The 17160-nt window shown below is 67.2% G+C and carries 12 protein-coding genes and 3 pseudogenes; 8 read left to right on the top strand and 7 right to left on the bottom strand.

Features of this window, described 5'->3' with window-relative positions; genetic code table 11:
* Window positions 1-24 precede the first annotated feature (24 nt).
* On the top strand, window positions 25-966 hold the full coding sequence (locus tag JNB61_RS19620; protein WP_220340713.1) for an ABC transporter permease: 942 nt from the start codon (window positions 25-27) through the stop codon (window positions 964-966).
* Window positions 967-1704: 738 nt separating this feature from the next.
* On the opposite strand, the pseudogene JNB61_RS19615 reads toward JNB61_RS19620, so the two are convergent.
* The 6 genes and pseudogenes from JNB61_RS19615 to JNB61_RS19595 form a co-directional block, all read right to left on the bottom strand.
* Window positions 1705-2301, bottom strand: a pseudogene (locus JNB61_RS19615) (MFS transporter); the annotation flags it as partial.
* Window positions 2208-2717, bottom strand: coding sequence for a hypothetical protein (locus tag JNB61_RS19610; protein WP_308289259.1), 510 nt, complete (start codon window positions 2715-2717; stop codon window positions 2208-2210). The pseudogene JNB61_RS19615 and the gene JNB61_RS19610, both read right to left, overlap by 94 nt.
* A gap of 66 nt (window positions 2718-2783) precedes the next feature.
* A pseudogene (locus JNB61_RS20595) lies at window positions 2784-2972 on the bottom strand (TetR family transcriptional regulator); the annotation flags it as partial.
* A gap of 319 nt (window positions 2973-3291) precedes the next feature.
* Window positions 3292-3600 (bottom strand): Dabb family protein, encoded by a 309-nt coding sequence (locus JNB61_RS19605; RefSeq protein WP_220292829.1) that lies wholly within the window; start codon window positions 3598-3600, stop codon window positions 3292-3294.
* Window positions 3597-5702, bottom strand: coding sequence for an alpha-L-rhamnosidase-related protein (locus JNB61_RS19600; RefSeq protein ID WP_220292839.1), 2106 nt, complete (start codon window positions 5700-5702; stop codon window positions 3597-3599). The genes JNB61_RS19605 and JNB61_RS19600 overlap by 4 nt, the downstream gene beginning before the upstream one ends.
* Window positions 5699-8350 carry an alpha-L-rhamnosidase gene (locus tag JNB61_RS19595; RefSeq protein ID WP_220292840.1) on the bottom strand — a complete coding sequence of 884 codons (2652 nt, stop codon included), beginning with the start codon at window positions 8348-8350 and terminating at the stop codon, window positions 5699-5701. Before JNB61_RS19595 ends, JNB61_RS19600 begins: the two co-directional genes overlap by 4 nt.
* 258 nt (window positions 8351-8608) lie before the next feature.
* Here JNB61_RS19595 and JNB61_RS19590 point away from each other — a divergent pair, with 258 nt between their 5' ends.
* The 4 genes and pseudogenes from JNB61_RS19590 to JNB61_RS20680 form a co-directional block, all read left to right on the top strand.
* A complete protein-coding gene (locus tag JNB61_RS19590) occupies window positions 8609-9916 on the top strand; it encodes an ABC transporter substrate-binding protein (RefSeq protein WP_308289258.1) in 1308 nt (435 codons plus the stop codon).
* Window positions 9917-9979: 63 nt separating this feature from the next.
* Window positions 9980-10906, top strand: coding sequence for a carbohydrate ABC transporter permease (locus JNB61_RS19585; protein ID WP_220292842.1), 927 nt, complete (start codon window positions 9980-9982; stop codon window positions 10904-10906).
* A complete protein-coding gene (locus tag JNB61_RS19580; protein WP_220292844.1) occupies window positions 10903-11811 on the top strand; it encodes a carbohydrate ABC transporter permease in 909 nt (302 codons plus the stop codon). Before JNB61_RS19585 ends, JNB61_RS19580 begins: the two co-directional genes overlap by 4 nt.
* A pseudogene (locus JNB61_RS20680) lies at window positions 11811-11912 on the top strand (LacI family DNA-binding transcriptional regulator); the annotation flags it as partial. The gene JNB61_RS19580 and the pseudogene JNB61_RS20680, both read left to right, overlap by 1 nt.
* On the opposite strand, the gene JNB61_RS20360 reads toward JNB61_RS20680, so the two are convergent.
* On the bottom strand, window positions 11900-12031 hold the full coding sequence (locus JNB61_RS20360) for a hypothetical protein (protein WP_262927534.1): 132 nt from the start codon (window positions 12029-12031) through the stop codon (window positions 11900-11902). The pseudogene JNB61_RS20680 and the gene JNB61_RS20360 overlap by 13 nt on opposite strands.
* Here JNB61_RS20360 and JNB61_RS19575 point away from each other — a divergent pair.
* From JNB61_RS19575 to JNB61_RS19565, 3 genes are all read left to right on the top strand, one after another.
* Window positions 12024-12851, top strand: coding sequence for a LacI family DNA-binding transcriptional regulator (locus JNB61_RS19575; RefSeq protein ID WP_308291311.1), 828 nt, complete (start codon window positions 12024-12026; stop codon window positions 12849-12851). The genes JNB61_RS20360 and JNB61_RS19575 overlap by 8 nt on opposite strands.
* A 432-nt stretch (window positions 12852-13283) precedes the next feature.
* Complete coding sequence (locus tag JNB61_RS19570; protein WP_220292846.1) at window positions 13284-15545, top strand: beta-glucosidase family protein; 2262 nt, start codon at window positions 13284-13286, stop codon at window positions 15543-15545.
* A gap of 198 nt (window positions 15546-15743) precedes the next feature.
* Window positions 15744-16766: a LacI family DNA-binding transcriptional regulator gene (locus tag JNB61_RS19565; RefSeq protein ID WP_220292847.1), complete on the top strand. Its 1023-nt coding sequence runs from the start codon at window positions 15744-15746 to the stop codon at window positions 16764-16766.
* Window positions 16767-17160 lie beyond the last annotated feature (394 nt).

The raw sequence follows: 17160 nt of genomic DNA, 5'->3' as shown, positions 1-17160 counted from the left end.
ACCTCCACGCGCTCCGCCGCAGACATGCGCGTGCTCGTCATCCGCGCCCTAAGCGCTGTAATGCCGCTCGCGACTGTCGTCATGATGATCGTGTTCGCCGTCAACACCAGGTCCTTCCTGACCGTCGACAACCTCGTCGCCGTCATCGCTCAGAACGCCGCCCTCTTCATCGTCGCCATCGCGTTCGCCATCCTGCTCATGGCCGGCTACGTGGACCTGTCCGTAGGGTCCACGATGGCCCTGGCCGGCGTGGCCGCGGGCCTCGCTTTCAATTCCGTCGGTGTGGTGCCCGGCATCATGGCGGCGCTGATCGTTGGCCTTGCGGTCGGCGTCTTCAACGGTCTGCTGATCGGACGCTTCGGGATGTCCGCGCTCATAGTCACGCTCGGAGTGCTCGCCGCAGCCCGGGGAATCGCAATGACGCTCGCGCCCGACTCGATCTACGGTTTCCCCGACGCGGTTCGGGTCCTGGGAGCCGGATCCTTCCTCGGCGTGCCATACATCGTATGGATCGCAGTAGCCGTCGCAGCCGCTGGTCTGTTCGTGATGGGCATCACGCCGATCGGTCGGCATGTTCTCGCGATCGGCGTCAACCCGCGAGCCGCCTTCCTGGTCGGTATCCCGGTTAAGCGGGTCGTATTCGCACTGTATGCGGTGGTCGGTCTCGCCGCGGGCCTCAGCGGGTTGGTCATGGTCGCGCGTCTCGACAGCGCACCGTCCGGGACACTCGGTCTCGGCTTCGAAGTAACAGTCCTCACCGCAGTGCTTCTCGGCGGCGTTCCCTTTACTGGCGGCCGTGGGAGCCTCTGGAAGGTTCTCCTCGGCGTCTGGTTCATCGCGATCATCAAGAACGGCTTGACGCTGATGAACGTCGGACCCGAAGTGGCCAACGTCGTCTCCGGGTGCGTTCTCATCCTCGCCGCCGGACTCGAAACTCTGCAGCACGTCCTCCGCCGGAGACTGTGAGCACATGAGGATGCCTACGCACACGATGAGATCCCGCGGCCGCTCAAGCGCGGCGACGGCGACCGCCTGACACCGGATCCGGTATGCGGACGAAACCTCGTGGATTAGTTCAGCTGCTGGTGGAGGCATCCGCAGGTAGCGCCGACGTCGTGGCGATGTCCGATGCACCGCTCGTCTGCGCAACCGCACGCGTCGCCCACCCAGATGCGGCGCCCGGAAACCAAAAGAGAATATTATTCGCGGACGGTCGTGTAACGCGTTGGTGAGGCTGTTGAAGACGCGGGGGATCTCCAGCTGCGCGTCCTCGCAGGGTTCGACGTCGACCGCGGGACACTAGGGTCAGGTCCGGCTCGGGCCATTCCAGCGGTACATCTTGTCTTGGGTCTGACACCGCATCAGAAGACGGGGATCCTGATCCGTCCGCGGGCCACCAGTAGGGGAGTGTGTGTGTCGCTCAGTCCCCCGCCGCAACGCCAGACGAGTCAGCGTGTCGGCACGCTTCGAGGGACCTGCGGCGCCGAACGACGCCGATTCTCTGGGCGGTGAAGCGGGGCGGGAGTACAGTGACTCTCGCCCCGCTGCTTGTTGGTTCAGGTCAGCGTGACAGTTCGGCGCCGGCGTACGAGGCCGGTGTCGCTACCGGCGCCGAAGCGTGTGCTGCGGGGCCGTTAGCTTTTGGGGCACGGTCGACGATGACGTCGGCGAACTTCAGTGACGCGCCGACGTTGTCCGCGACGCCGCGAACACGGCCACGAGGAACGCCGCGGTGCCGACGGGGATGTTGATGTAGAACGCCCACTGCCATGTGAGGTGGTCGACGAAGAAGCCGCCGAGGAGCGGCCCGGCGACCGCGGCGAGGCCGAAGAGACCGCCGATGGGGCCGAGGTATTTGCCGCGCTGGTCGGCCGGCACGATGTCGGCGATGATCGCCTGCGACAGGATCATGAGCCCCCCGCCGCCGAGGCCCTGGACGGCCCGGAACGTCACGAACATCCAGAAGTCGGTCGCGAAGGCGCAGCCGACCGACGCGAGGGTGAAGATCGCGATGGCCGCCATGAACAGGCGGCGGCGGCCGAGAACGTCGCCGAATTTGCCGTAGATCGGCATGACGATCGTGGTGGCGAGGATGTACGCGGTCGTGATCCACACCTGGTGCGACACGCCGCCGAGCTCGCCGACGATCGTCGGCATCGCGGTCGACACGATCGTCTGGTCGAGGCTCGACAGCAGCATGCCGGCGATCAGGGCCGAGAAGATGATCCAGATGCGGCGCTGGGTGAGGAGGAACGGCGCGTCGCCGCCCGGTTTCGTGGTGGGGATGGTGGCGGTGGTGATGCGGGGGTTCCCATCAGTGCGGTCTGCGTGACGAAGAGGTCGCGCGCCGCGCCGATGCGTCGCTCGAAGATCTCGATGAAGGTGTCAGTGTTGCCCGGCTTGAGGAACTCGCCCGCCGCGGTGCGGACGATCGCCCCGACCACCTGCGCGGCGACCTCTGCCCGGAGGTCGCCGGAGTGCAGGTTCTCTCGCTGCTCGATGAGGCGCGCGTCGAACTGCTCGGCCTCGAAGCCCAGCTCGAGCATGCGCGCGAGCAGCCGGGGCTCCTTCTCCACTGCCTGGAACAGCTCGTGCACGGTGTCGGGCGCGATGTCGAGGGCGCGCCACCGCGCCTCAGCGAGGGTGGCCAGGTCGGTGACGCGGTCGGGCGAGAGTCCCCGGCCGGTCGACTCGCCGGTGAGGAAGCGCCGCGGCATCCGCTCTCTCCAGCGGCACACCGAGCACCGCATCGTCCTTGGAGGCGAAGTAGTGAAGAACGTGCGCCGCGAGACGGCAGCCTCGCTGCAGAGCTCCTCCACCGTGAACCCAGCCAGGCCCCGTTCAGCGGTCAAGACACGCGCCGCCCGGATGAGGGTACGCGTAGTCTCCGCGCGCCGACGTTCGCGGAGTCCTTCTGCACTATCGCTCACATCATGCGTTTTTGCACTCTTTCGAGCTGGGTGCAATTTCATCGCCGGTCGCCACGGTTAGTGGCGACGATCGTGTCGATGGGCGTCTTGCAACGCCACTCGAAAGGTCGCGCACGTGCGAAGCTGTCGCTGCGCCGACCGGCACGCAGGGGCACAAGCAACAAAAGTACTTCAGACTCCGCGAGTTTGAGGCCTGGCAAGGTCGACCAAGCAGAAGTCAGACTTCGGCACGGGGAACTGATGGGTCCACACTTGCTCAACGAATCCTGAGCTCGCTGTGTCCTTTTGCGACCAGGTCCTACCTAAGATCGATCGCATTACATCCGCACGTCGGCGTATGTGCTGCGGCATCTTCCCTCAGTCAGGCGCGCGTCGGGAGGTCGAACACAGCGATGCGGTCGACGCACCCGCCGAGCACACCGCCGAACTCCTGGTGCATGGGATGCGACAGGTACTCGTCGCGATCCGAGGCGGACTCGAAGCGCATCGCGAATGCGTACTCGAAGCCGTCTTCGAGGCCTTCGGTACTGATGCTCTCGCCTTCTTCAAGGCTGACGATCTCGGGTATCGCTTCGCCAAGGCAACGGAGGCCTTCGCGGATGGCGGCGCGGTCATCGCCCGTTGCGGTTGTCGCGAACGTCACGAGCACGATGTGCAGGATGCCGGTCATCGCCTAACCTGGGCGGTCGGCAGTTCGACCCGAACGGGGCCGGTGTGGCGCACGGTGTCGTGAACCAGCGTTGTGCCTTCCGGCACCTCCACGATCGTCCGCGCGCGATCGGCGTGCACGACGAGGTCGCCGTGCGGCGTGGGGATGACAGCGCCCGCCCATCCCAGCTCGCCGAGCATGGGGTCCACCGAGAACTCCCGCCAGCCGTCGGCGAGCGGCGCAAGCCCGAGCACCAGCTGCGGCAGGATCGCAGCGGGGCCGGCGGACCAGGCGTGGCAGAGGCTCTTTCCGTAGGGGCGGCGGTACATCTCATACGGCGACGTACCGGTCTCGCCGAACTCCTCCCAGAAGGTCAACGCCCCCGCGTCGAGCATGCGCCCCCATAGCCGGCGCACCTCGGCGACGGCCTCGGGGCGCCGTCCCAGCCGGCCGAGGCCGAGCAGAGCGAACGCGCGCATGAACGGCGTTCCTGCAACGGTGTTGGCCACGATGTCCGCTACGCCGTCTTGGTGGTGCTCGGCGGTCTCGGGAGCAAGGCCAGACAGCGCGGCGAGGAAGTTGGGATAGGCGGTCGGGTCGCCGTCGTGATCGAGATACTCGCGCCAGCGGAGGTCACGCCTGCTCCAGGCCCGCTCAAGCAATGCAGACCGCGTACGGCCAGCGAGCTCGCTCCATCTGTTCGCCCCCGGATGACCCGCCTTGGCGAGCACCTCAGCGCCGGAGCGAAGCGCCCAATGCCACAGGATCTGGATGGCGGTGGCGTCTCCGTCCGGCTTGAGCGTCACGCCCCAGTCGAGGAACAGTGATCCGGGACCGGACTCCGCGAAGGAATCGGGTAGCTCCGACGGACGGAATACGCCGTCTGCACCGGCGTGATGTGCAAGGTCCGCCAGGAAGCGATCGATATGGTCGCACTCCCGCGCGAGGTGGGCCGTGTCGTCGAAGAAGCGCTGGTACAGCCCCTGCGAGATCACCCACCACAGCGAGTAGTCCGAGATCCCGTTGATGTAGCCGTGTCGCGGCCGGCCGAGGGCGGTGAGGGTGTCGCGCACGAGGCTGGCGTCGCCGAAGGCGTAGGCGTTGGTGAGCACGCCGAGGGCGTGATCGCCGATCCATGGCATCCGGTCCCGTTTGATGCCGTCGATGAGGAAGGTCTGCATGCACAGCCGGAGCGTGTAGGCACTCGTCGCCCAGATCGCGTTGAGGACGCGGTCGTCCGTGACGAACGCGCCGCGGTGCGTCGCGGGCCTGATGGCCGCTCGCACTGTGACAGCGTGCACGTCGGCGCCCGACAGTCGTGCGAACCGGAACCCGAGCTGGTGGCGGCTGACATACTCGCCGTCGCAGGCGACATCAAGCGTCGCTCGACTCTCGCTGAAAGCGGGATCGGCCAGCGCCTCTTCGATCGATTCGCCTGTTGTGAGCGCCGGCTCGCCGTCCGCGCACACCACGATGCGCCCGAGCATCGGTGCGGGGAGCGCGAACACGCCGCCTCCGACGGCCTGCATGGGCACGACGACTTCCGCCTCACCGCGGCGGTGCGGCGGGACGTCGTCCGAATCTCGTGCATCCGCCTCGGCCCAGGCGACACCGTCTTCGGTGGTCTCCCAGCGTTGAGCGAGCGCGGGAGAATCGCGGATGCCGACGGCCGGAGGCTCGGGACCATCGGCATCCACCAGCACATCGACGCGGCATCCTGCGCGCAGAGCCCCGGCGGAGATCGCGCCTCGCTCGCCTTCGACACGCGCGTGCCCATCCACGAGCACGGTCGCGCGGCCGGTGGTCAGCAACCGGAAGTCGTCGGTGTCCAGCGCAAGGGTTGTGCGGAAGTGTGCGCGACCGCGCGGAGCGGCGAAGTTGAGCGCATAGTCCACGAACCGGTTCGTTGCGTGGCCTTCGGTCACAACCCTCGACAGGGCGGCTGCCTGGTAGTCGCCGTGCGCGTAGAGCCAGGTGTGCCCAGCCGGCGCGGCGACGAAGTCCGGCAGCGCGTCGGCTCCGGCGGAGCGAGCCGCCTGCACGAGGTCATCCCGCAGGTGGGCCATCCGGGGCGCCCTCGGCGCGCCGAAGTCGCGGGCGACGGAGGATTCCCGCGTGGTCACGATGCCTCGACGACGGATGCGGCGCTCACGATGATGCGATGCTCGCCGTGCGACAGGCGGCGCGGGGCTGGTGCTCCGTCGACCGTCACGATGGACGCGTCGGTCGTGGGCAGGTCCAGGCGCGCTTCGGATCCGAACGGCACGCGCAGCATCAGACGAAGCGTGTCGTCGTCATCGAGGGTCCACTCCGACGACAGCGGGCCGAACCCGGTCGCGATGGTGGCGCGGGCGCTGCGCAGCTGTTCGGCCGGGCGGGGCGCGACGCGCACGACGCGGTAGCCCGGCTCCGCGGGCGCCAGCCCGGCGACGTTGCGGTAGACCCAGTCGATCACCGCGCCGTAGGCATAGTGATTGAACGAGATCATGCTGTCGTCATCGTGCGTGGCCATCTCGCCGCGATGGATGCTGCCGTCCTCCTTGATGGCGTCCCAGCGCTCCCACACCGTCGTCGCGCCCCGGTCGACCTGATACAGCCACGACGGGGCGTCGCGCCGCAGCAGCATCAGGTACGCCTCCGCGAGGTGACCGTTCGCGCTGAGGGCGTCGAGGACGAGCGGCGTCCCGAGAAAGCCGGTCGCGATGCGGCCGCGCTCAGCGCGCACGGCGGCGGCCAGCTGCGCGGCGAGGGTCGCGCGCTCAGCGTCGGGAACGATGTCGAATACCAGGCACATCGCCGCACCGGTCTGGGTCCGACCCGCCTCGGCGCCCCACCTCTGCCACACCGCGGCCGCGACCGACTCGGCTAGCCGGAGCGTCGCCTCGCCCGCCGCCGCGTCGCCGAGCTCGCACTCGGCCCGCGCCAGCAGCCGGGCGGACTGCACGTAGAAGCTGTTGGCGACGAACAGGGAGTCGACCTTCGCCTCCCACGGCCGGTCGGCCGGAGCGTCCGGATCGAGCCAGTCGCCGTATTGAAAGGGCTCTTCGGGAAGCAGCACGTCCTCGCCGGCACGACGGCGAAGGTGCTCGACCCAACGGCGCATGCTCGACAATTGCGCAGCAAGGACGTGGCGGGAGCCGTACGACTGGAACACCGCGAGCGGCACGATGGTGGCCGCATCCGCCCATCCCGCGCGACCCATCGTGTCGGTATTCTCGACACCCATCTGCATGTCGCCTTCGAAGATGATGTTCGGCACGATCGACGGCACGCCGCCCTCGTCCGTCTGCTCGATCTCAAGGTCCTGGAGCCAGGACTCCCAGAAGGTTTCGGTGTCGAACAGCGTCGACGCCGTCGCCGCGAACGCCTGGGCGTCACCCGTCCAACCGAGACGCTCGTCACGCTGCGGGCAGTCGGTGGGAAGCGACACGAAGTTGTCCAACTGCGACCAGCGCACATTCTCGTGGAAGCGATTCAGTGTCTCATGCGAGCTCGCGAACGACGCCCGTGCCGGCAGGTCGGTCGAAATCGCGATCGCCGTCGCCTCGACAACCTTCGCCGTCCCGGTCACCTCGGCGTAGCGGAAGCCGTGGAAGGTGAACGGCGGCTCGAGCACGGTCACCCCGTCGTAGCCCAGCACGTAGGTGTCGGTCGCCTTGGCGGTGCGCAGCGCGGCGGTGTGCAACGCGCCGTCCGGCTCCAACACCTCGGCATGGCGCACAGTCACGGTGTCTCCGCGACGGCCCTCAACCGTGAGCCGTACCCAGCCTGCGATGTTCTGCCTCGCGTCGAGGGCAGTCGCGCCCCCGCGGACCGACGTTTGCATCGGGAACTCCGCGATGGCGCGCACCGGCGCGACGGCACGGGGCTGGAACACCGCCTTGTCCGTGGGAACAGTGCGCACCGGCATCCAGTCCGCGTCATGGAACCCCGCGATGCTCGGGTCCCCGTTGTCGAGCGTGAAGTCCACGGTCGAGCCGTCGTAGATGCCGGCGGCGAGGATGGGGCCGAAGCCGCCGCGCCAGGACTCGTCGGTTGCGACTACCACGGTGCCGTCGGCTTCAAGCTGCGCGATGACGCCGATGCGGTCGCCGTAGATCTCGGTCCGCCCGGCGAACCCCATTCGTCCGCGGTACCAGCCGTCGGCCACGGTGATCGCGATGGCGTTGCGGCCGGCCTGAAGGAGAGTGGTCACGTCCACGGTGTCGAGCAGGATGCGGCGCTGGTATGCGTTCCATCCCGGGTTGAGGAAGCCGTCGGTGGCGCGAATGCCGTTGAGCCAGACGTCGTAGACCCCCAGCGCGGAGATGCGCAAGAGGCCGCGCTCGGGGACGGCGTCGAGTTCGAACTCACGACGCAGCGTCGGGACAGGTCCTCCAGTGCGACTCGGCACGTCGATCACGAGCGCCTCCAGCGCGTCACCCGGAACCCCCGCATCGACGCGTACGGGGTCGCTCCACTCGGTCCAGCCGTGCGGCGTGGCGATGCGCACGGCGTACTCGCGGGAATCGCGGACGGCGAGCGGTCCATCGGCGGCCGGGAGATCGATCGCCTCCGAGCCCTCCAGGGGCTCCGCGACGGTCCAGTCCGCACCAGGACGACGCGAACGCGTTTGGAAGCCGAGTTGCGCAGCGGTGGCATCCGCGCTCTCGACCATCCACCGCAGGCGCACGTCCCCGCCGGGCACACCCAGCAGGCGGGGGTCGTGCTGACTGCGCAGCCCCACGATGCGGGTGGCCACGTCGACGGAATGGAAAGCAGGCAGTGTCAAGGGTCGTCCTCTCGATGCGCGGCTTCGCGGCGTCTCCGGATCCGCAATGAACCGCTTCAGAGTGGGACTCTACGGAGACACCGCTGCCCGCGTCAACTCATGTCCCCCGAAATCGTGCGCCGCAACGGCGTTACCCGACCGTGATCTTCGCTCGTCTTGACACGCGGTGGAGACCGCTCTACGGTGGCTCGCGAGTGAACCGCTTCAACCTTCCGTGAGCGAGGACGCAGGCGGACGGACATTTACATGGAGGTAAACGTGATCAATCACAAGACGCGCTGGGTGGTTGGGGCCACCGCCGCGACGGCCGCGCTCGCGCTGGCCGGCTGCTCCGCGGGTGGTGGGGGAGGCGACGATGGCGAAGCGACCGAGCTTTCGGTCTACATCGACAGCACCCCGTCGTCGGTGGCGCTGTGGGAGGGCCTCGCGGCCGCGTACGAGGAAGAGTCCGGCGTCTCGGTCGAGGTCGAGACGCACCCGGCCGGCGGCGAGGGCGACAACCTCATCAAGACCAGACTGTCCACCGGTGACATGAGCGACCTGTTCTGGTACAACTCCGGCTCCCTCCTGCAGGCGCTCAACCCCGATCAGACGCTTGTGCCCCTCGGTGACGAGGACTGGGCGGGTTCCCTCGACGACAACTTCGTCGACGCGGTGTCCACCGACAACGGGCTTTACGGCGCGCCGGTGGGCGCCTCGTTCGCGGGCGCGATGATCTACAACAAGGACATCTACAGCGAGCTCGGCCTCGAGGTTCCGCGCAGCTGGGATGAGTTCATGGCCAATAACGAGGCGATCAAAGCCGCCGGCAAGGTGCCGGTCGTTCAGACCTACGGCGACACCTGGACGTCGCAGCTGTTCGTCCTGGGTGACTTCTACAACGTCAGCGCCGAGGACCCGGACTGGGCCGAGGCGTACACTGAGGGGGAGCGCAAGTACGCCGACCCGCCCGCGCTTGCCGGCTTCCAGTACATGCAGGAGATCTCCGAGGCCGGACTGCTCAACGAGGACTTCGCGTCGGCCATCTACGACGACGGTGTGCGCATGATCGCCGAGGGCGAAGCCGCGCACTACCCGATGCTGACGGGGAACGTCGCGGCCGCTCTCGGTGAGAACTACCCGGACGCCGATGCCTCCGTCGGCGTGTTCCCGATCCCCGGCGAAAACGCCGACGCGAACGGACTGACGGTGTGGATGCCGAACGGCGTGTACGTGCCGAAGACCACCGAGGGTGCGAAGCTCGAGGCGGCGAAGGAGTTCCTGGACTGGCTCGTCACCCCCGCGAGCTGCGAGATCCAGGCTGAGTCGATCACGCTCGGCGGCCCGTTCGTGGTCGAGGGTTGCGACCTTCCCGACAATGCGCCCACCCTGGTGAAGGACATGCAGACGTACTTCGACGAGGGCAACACCGGCCTTGCGCTGGAGTTCCTGTCGCCCATCAAGGGACCGGCGCTCGAGCAGATCACCGTGGAGGTCGGCTCGGGCATCCGTTCGGCGGCTGACGGTGCAGCCCTGTACGACGAGGATGTCGTCAAGCAGGCCCAGCAGCTCGGGCTGGACTGGTAACACTCGTCCGGTGGGGTGGGGTCGGCCACGCGCCGCCCCCACCCCTCCCGTCAGGAGAGAACGATGACGCTCATCTCGCAGCAGCTCGAAGAAGCTGAGACCGCACGCGCGCCGCGCCGCCGCTCGAACGGGATCGCGGCCAAGCCGTACCCGCTCTGGTTCCACATCCCGGCGGGGGTGTTCTTCCTCGTCCTGTTCCTCGTCCCCACAGGCGCCTCGTTCTACTTCTCGCTGACGCGGTGGACCCTTTTCGACGTCGAGTTCATCGGATTCGACAACTTCGTCCAGTTCTTCCGCGAGCCCGCCCTCGTCCAGGGCTTCGTCAACACCTTCATCTACGCGTTCGTCACGTCGGGCGCCAAGGTGGTGCTCGGGCTCCTCCTCGCCGTGCTGCTCACCTCTCAGATCGTCGGCCGCGGGTTCCTCCGCTCGACCATCTTCTTTCCGGTGCTGGTGAGCACGATCGGCGTCGGGGTCACCTTCAAGGTGCTCCTCGACCCGTTCGACGGACTGGTCAATCAGACCCTCGCCCTGGTCGGCATCCAGGGACCCGGATGGCTCACCGACCCAAATCTCGCCCTGCTGTCTGTCGCCTTCGTCGACATCTGGAAGGGCGTCGGCCTAGCAACCCTGATCTACATCGCCGGCATCGTGGCGATCCCTCAGGAGTACTTCGAGGCCGCGCGCGTCGACGGCGCGACCGCGTGGGACAACTTCTGGCAGATCATCCTGCCGCTCGCCCGACCCGCCACCGTCACCGTCATCATCCTCTCGCTCATCGGCGGATTGCGGTCGTTCGACCTCATCTGGACCATGACCCGCGGAGGCCCGGGCTTCACGAGCGACGTCATCGCCTCCGTCATCTACAAGCAGTACCAGGCCGGATTCTTCGGACTCTCCACGGCGGGTAACGTGATCCTCTTCGTCGTCGTAGCAGCGATCATCGTCCCGCTGTCCTTCTGGCTGAACCGGAAAGGCAGCGACGCATGAACTCCCAGAGCATCGCTCCGGCCGCGCCGGCGACCGGATCCACCGCAATCACGACCCCGAATGGCCGGCCCGCGCGTCGTCGTCGGCGGAAGGGGGTCGTCCTCGGCCTCGTCAGCATCGCCGTGAGCGTCTTCGTCTTCCTGGTGCCGTTCGCCTTCATCGTCGTCACGGCCGCCAAGACGCAGCAGGAAGCCGCCGGCCTGCAGTTCAGCTGGCCGACGCAGTGGGCGCTCCTAGACAACCTCGTCACCGTGCTGCAGACCAACGACTACGTGCTTCCACGCGCCTTCGTGAACAGCACGATCCTCACCGTGGGCGCCGTCGCCATCATGGTCGTCCTCTCTGCGATGGTGGGTTACGTGCTGCAGCGCAGGCAGTCGCGCTGGAACCCGGTCATCAACTTCCTCGTGCTCGCGGGTCTCATCATCCCCCCCGCCGTGGTGCCGACGATCTGGGTGCTGCAGGGTACGGGCATGTACCGCACGCTGTGGGGACTCATCGCCGTCCACGTCGCGTTCGGTCTGTCGTTCTGCATCCTTCTCTTCAAGGCGTTCGTCGCGTCAATCCCTCGAGAGCTCGACGAAGCGGCGCTCATCGACGGAGCGGGTCCGATCCGGCTGTTCTTCCAGGTGATCTTCCCGCTGCTGCGCTCGGTGATCGTGACCGTTGTCGTCGTACAGGCGGTCACCGTGTTCAACGACTTCACCTATGCGCTGTACTTCCTGCCCGGCGATGAGAACGCGACGGTGCAGCTCACGCTGTATAACTACCAGTCGCAGGGGCTGAACCAGTGGAACCTGCTTTTCATGGACGTCCTGCTGATCACCATCCCGCCGCTCATCATGTATATCTTCTTCAACAGGCAGATCGTCGCAGGCATGACCTCGGGAGCTGTCAAGGGCTGATGGGACTGGACTCGATGCGCGCGCCGACGCTTCGCGACGTGGCTCGCCATGCCGGCGTCTCCATGGGCACGGTGTCTCACGTCCTCAATCACCCCCAGAAGGTGAGTGAGTCCACCATCGCGAAGGTGCGCGCGTCGATCGAGGAACTGGGGTTCGTGCGCGATGCGAACGCCAGCTCGCTCGCGGCCGGAGGATCGCGGAGCATCGGACTCGTGGTCATCGACCTGGGCAACTCGATGTTCGTCGATGTGGCCCGCGGGGCACAGGAGGCCGCCCGTGACGCGGGCCTGAACCTGATGCTCGCTGCCAGTCAGGACGACTTCGCGGCGCAGGGCGAGAACGTCGACTTCTTCGCCGAGGCCCGCGTCGCGGGGTTGCTGCTTGCCCCGCTGCAAGACTCTTCTGAGCAGATGCGGCGGTTCTCTGCCCGCGGGCGTCCGGCGATCCTCGTGAACTACGACCCCGGGGACGAAGGCGTCTGCTGCGTGGTCGTCGACAACGAGCAGGTCGGCTACCTCGCTGCGCGGCACCTGATCGAGCAGGGATGCCGCCGGCTGCTGTTCGTCTGCGGTGATGAGGCGATCCAGCCCGTCACCCTCCGCCGCGCAGGTCTGCGCCGGGCCGTCTCCGAAGCCAAGGGTGTGCGGTTCGAGGAGGTCCACACTCCCGACCTGACCGAGCAATCCGGCGCGGCGCTCGCGCACCGCGTGGCAGCCCGAGGCCCGGGAACCCGCCCTGACGGGATCGTCACGGTGACGGACACGCTCGCGGCGGGTTTCATGAACGCCGCCGAGGCGCTGGGCATCTCGGTGCCGCGCGACATGGCAGTCATGGGGTGCGACGACAACCGCCTGGCGGAACCTACAACGGTGGGCTTATCGACGGTCGCGATGGAAGGCAAAGCGCTCGGCGGAGCGGCGATTCGCATGCTCCTGGAGGAGCTCAGCGCTGCGGCTGGCATCCCGCATGTACACCAGCGCATCGTCGTAGAGCCCCGTCTCATTCCGCGCCGATCCACTCTGGGTTTCGAGAGAGGGTGACGCCGGGGCCGACGCCCCACCCATGCAACCCTCGAGGAACACATCTCGTGCTGTCGCGCCGCACCGGATCATCGGTAACGCTCCATACGCGGAAGCGCGCGAGGCACACCATGACGTCGTGCCAGCTCGTTCCTGGGGACGCTGTCGCGTCACACGTCAGAACGTGCTTCGCAATGACGGGACGCGGCCGTAGCTTCCCGTGTGCGGTTCCAGAGGCTCAACGTTCTCCTCATCTTGGCGCTGCTGCAGCGGCCCGACGAAGGCGATCGCGAGGGCGCGCCTGCTTGACCGTGACGGACTGCGCATTTCCTGCTCCAGTCAGATGCGATCCGAATTGGCACTTGACACCGAATTCGACGCTTGAGATGGTAGACCGGTCTACGAACGTAGATCGGTCTACAGGATCGGCCCGCAACGAAGAGGGATTGCACGATGACGTTGGCTCAACGACCTGAGGGAGCGCCTCCGCGGCGGTTCCGGCGCACGGCGGCGATGCTGCTGGGCGCAACGATGCTGGCGACGGGAGGTGTCGTCGCGATCGGCGCCCCTGCCGCTTCGGCCGTCGACTGCTCGACCGTGCCGTGGATGGACACGAGCAAGACGGCGGACGAGCGCACCCAGGCGCTCCTCGCCGCGAGCACGCAACACCAGAAGTACCGGTGGCTCGTGGAGCAGCCGGCGAACGACCCGACCCGCACCCAGTGGAACCCGGCCTTCCCGGGTGAAGCACCGGTGATCTACCCGGCGCAGGTCCCCTGCACGCCGGTCGTGATCTACAACAACGGCCCCGACGGCGTCTACCTGGCCGCGGGCACCACCGCATGGCCCGGTCCCATCGCGGTGGCGGCTACCTGGAACCTCGAGCTCGGCGAGGAGAAGGCGATCGCACACGGCAGCGAGTCGTTCGACAAGCGCAACGCCGTGATCCTCGGGCCCGGCATCGCATCCGGCCGGACGCCGCTGTCGGGCCGCGGCTCGGAGTACTTCGGCGAGGACCCGGTGTTGTCCGGCCTGATGGCGGCGGCGAACGTCAACGGTCTCGAAGACGGGAACCCCGACAAGCCGATCATCGCGAACCTGAAGCACTACGTCGCGAACGAGCAGGAGATTGCGCGCGAGGAGAGCTCGTCGAACATGGACGAGCGCACGTTCAAGCAGATCTATGACCTCCCTTACGAGATCGCCGTCCGAAAGAGCGACCCGGGCAGCCTGATGTGCTCGTACAACCAGGTCAACGGCGTCTACGCGTGCGAGAATGACATCCTCACCACTAGCCTCCGCGAGGACTACCCGTTCACGGGCTATGTCATGAGCGACTTCGGATCGGTGCATTCGACGGTGGAATCGCTGAACGCGGGGCTCGACCAGGAACTCAACCGTCCCATCTGGTTCACGCCGGCTCGACTGGACGCCGCGCTGCAGGCTGGGGAGATCACCCAGGCGCGCATCGACGAGGCCGCCTACCGCGTAGTGCACTCCTACATCGACGGTGGTCTCTTCGACCACCCCGTGCCGGCGACCCCGGTCGCGAACGTGTCGACGCCGGAGCACAAGGCGCTTGCTCGCGAGATAGCTGAGCAGAGCACGGTGCTCCTGAAGAACGACGGCGTGCTGCCGCTCGCGGACGGTGACCTCACCGTCGCCGTGATCGGTCAGACCGCCTCCACCGTCCCGACCGGTGGCGTGAGTGCCAAGACCGCCTGCGCGTGGGCCTTCCCGTTCGGCCCTCCTGGTGGCACCGCCCTCAACTGCGACGCGCTAGTCGACCCGCTCACCGCTCTGACCGAGCGCGTGACGCAGGCCGGTGGCGAGGTCGTGTATGACAACGGCGCCGACCCCGCGAAGGCCGCGGCCGTGGCATCCGCCGCAGACGTGGCGCTCGTCTTCGGCTACTACACGATGGGCGAGACGAAGGACCTGCCCGATCTGCGCCTGGACGGCAATGGCGACCAACTGATCGAAGCGGTCGCGGCCTCCGCGCCCTCCACCATCGCCGTGCTCAACGCGGGGTCGGCCGTGGAGATGCCGTGGATCGACGACGTGGACGCGGTGTTCCACGCGTGGCACTCGGGCGAGCAATTCGGCCCGGCGCTCGCTGCGCTGGTGTACGGCGACGTCAACCCCTCGGGCAAGCTCCCGATGACGTTCCCGGTCTCGGTCGACGACATTCCCACCGCGGGTTCGGAGGCGCAGTACCCGGGCGTCGCCGACGAGAACGGCATCCTCCAGGTCGACTACACCGAGGGACTGAAGGTCGGCTACCGCTGGTACGAGGCCGAGGGCATCGAGCCGCTGTTCGAGTTCGGTCACGGCCTCAGCTACACCGAGTTCTCGTACGGCAAGGTCAACGTGACGCCGAAGTCGACCACGGGTGACAAGGAGATCCGCGTGCGGTTCAAGCTCACCAACACCGGCGACGTCGCGGGCACTGAGGTGGCACAGGTCTACCTCCAGCTGCCGGACGCAGCGGGTGAGCCCTCGAAGCGTCTGATCGGGTGGGAGCGCGTGACACTCCAGCCCGGTGAGCACCGCAACGTCGAGGTGGCGCTGTCGCCGGAGGACCTGGCCGACATGCACCTCCTCGAGTACTGGGACGAGGACGCCTCGGCGTGGACCACCCCGTCGGGCGCCTTCACGGTGACGGTGGGCGGCTCGGTCGAGGCGGCCGCGGCAGCGACTTTCACCATCCGCTGAGTGCTGTGCCGGGTGAGGTGGCGGAGATTTTCGCCGCCTCACCCGGTGCCGCCGTCTTGGCCGACGGCAGCCGTCACTCGGGCCGCTGCCGGATGATGCGCCGGTCCGTGTGGTGCGCTCGCTGCAGCGCGCGGGGACCGGCGTTTCAGCGCATGGGCGCGGTAGATTACCGATCGGACTTCCGGAACGGAGCAGTACATGGTGGATGCCGCTCGCCCGCGCTCCGCAACGATCGAAGACGTCGCAGCGGCCGCCGGCGTCTCGCGCGCCGCCGTGTCGAAGGTGCTACGCAACGCCTATGGCGTCAGCGACTCCATGCGGAATCGGGTGTCGGCGGCGATGACGGAGCTGGAGTACCGCCCGCGCGTAGCGGCGCGAGCCATGCGAGGCCGCACGTACACGATCGGAATCGAGATCCCGGACTTCGGCAATCAGTTCTTCACGCGAGTGCTCGCGGGAACCACAGCTGCACTGTCGGACACCGCGTACCAGGTGGTCATCGCGCCGGCCGAGCACGGTCTGCGAGAGGGCTTACGAGCGATCGAAGCCCTCGTGGACCGACAGGTCGACGGACTGATCGTCGTCTCGCCGCGCCTGGAACAGAGCGCCTTGGAGCGGATTGCGCGCACCACCCCCCTGGTGATGATTGGCCGACACAGTCCATCCGAGATGTACGACACGGTGGCGGGCGACGACGCGCACGGAGTTGATGCAGCTATGTCGCATCTCGTGGAGCTGGGTCATCGGCAGATCGCCCACCTGACGCTGCACGAGTCAGACCCCCATGAGGATGGTCCGCACAGCGTCCGACTGGCACGCTACCTCGAAACCATGGCTCTCCATGGGCAAGCCGATGACGACCTCGTGTGGCGGTCAGACGAGGGCCAGGAGTCCGCGTGTGCGGCCGTTGAACGGGCGTTGCAGTCCGGCTCCCGCGCCACCGCTTTGTTCGCGGCGCATGACGAGCTGGCGCTCGGGGCGCAACGTGCGATCGCCGAGCTCGGCGCCGAACTGTCTGTCGTCGGCTATGACGATGTGCCCATTGCCTCGCATCCCGCCCTAGGGCTGACGACGGTGCATCAACCGGGCGATTTGATGGGTGCTCGGGCGGTGCATTTGCTGATGGAGCGCTTCGAGGGGCGGACGGTTGCGGCGCATGAGGTGTTCAAACCGGAACTGCGCGTGCGGACGTCCACGCGGCCACCGTCCCTCGATGGCTGACCGACAAGAGCGCGACTGCAGCGCATTTTTCGCGGCGCCCTGCTTCGGTTTGTCCCGCCAGCTTTCGTGAGCATCGCATGCAACGAAAAAGCGAACGCTCGACGTCCCCGACGCGTTGTCCTCACCCATAACCCAGCCGATGTGTTGACGCCCGTCGGCCGATCGACAACTGTGCCGAGTGAGTCCCGCTCCCAGATCATCGCCTTGAGCTTCTCTACCGCCTCGTCCTTGCTGCGCGACGTGCGATACCAACCGCTATACACATCGGTATACACATAGCCGTGTCGGCACAGCGCGCGATGTGGCAGAGGATCGGCCGAGATTCGCGGAAATCAATGCTCACGGAAGGCATCGAAGCCGCAGCGGTAGCTTGGAAGCAGACGGTGCACCAGAG

This window comes from Microbacterium ureisolvens, assembly GCF_019511645.1.
Taxonomy (GTDB): Bacteria; Actinomycetota; Actinomycetes; order Actinomycetales; family Microbacteriaceae; genus Microbacterium; species Microbacterium ureisolvens_A.
This window is presented reverse-complemented; position numbering and strand designations above follow the sequence as displayed.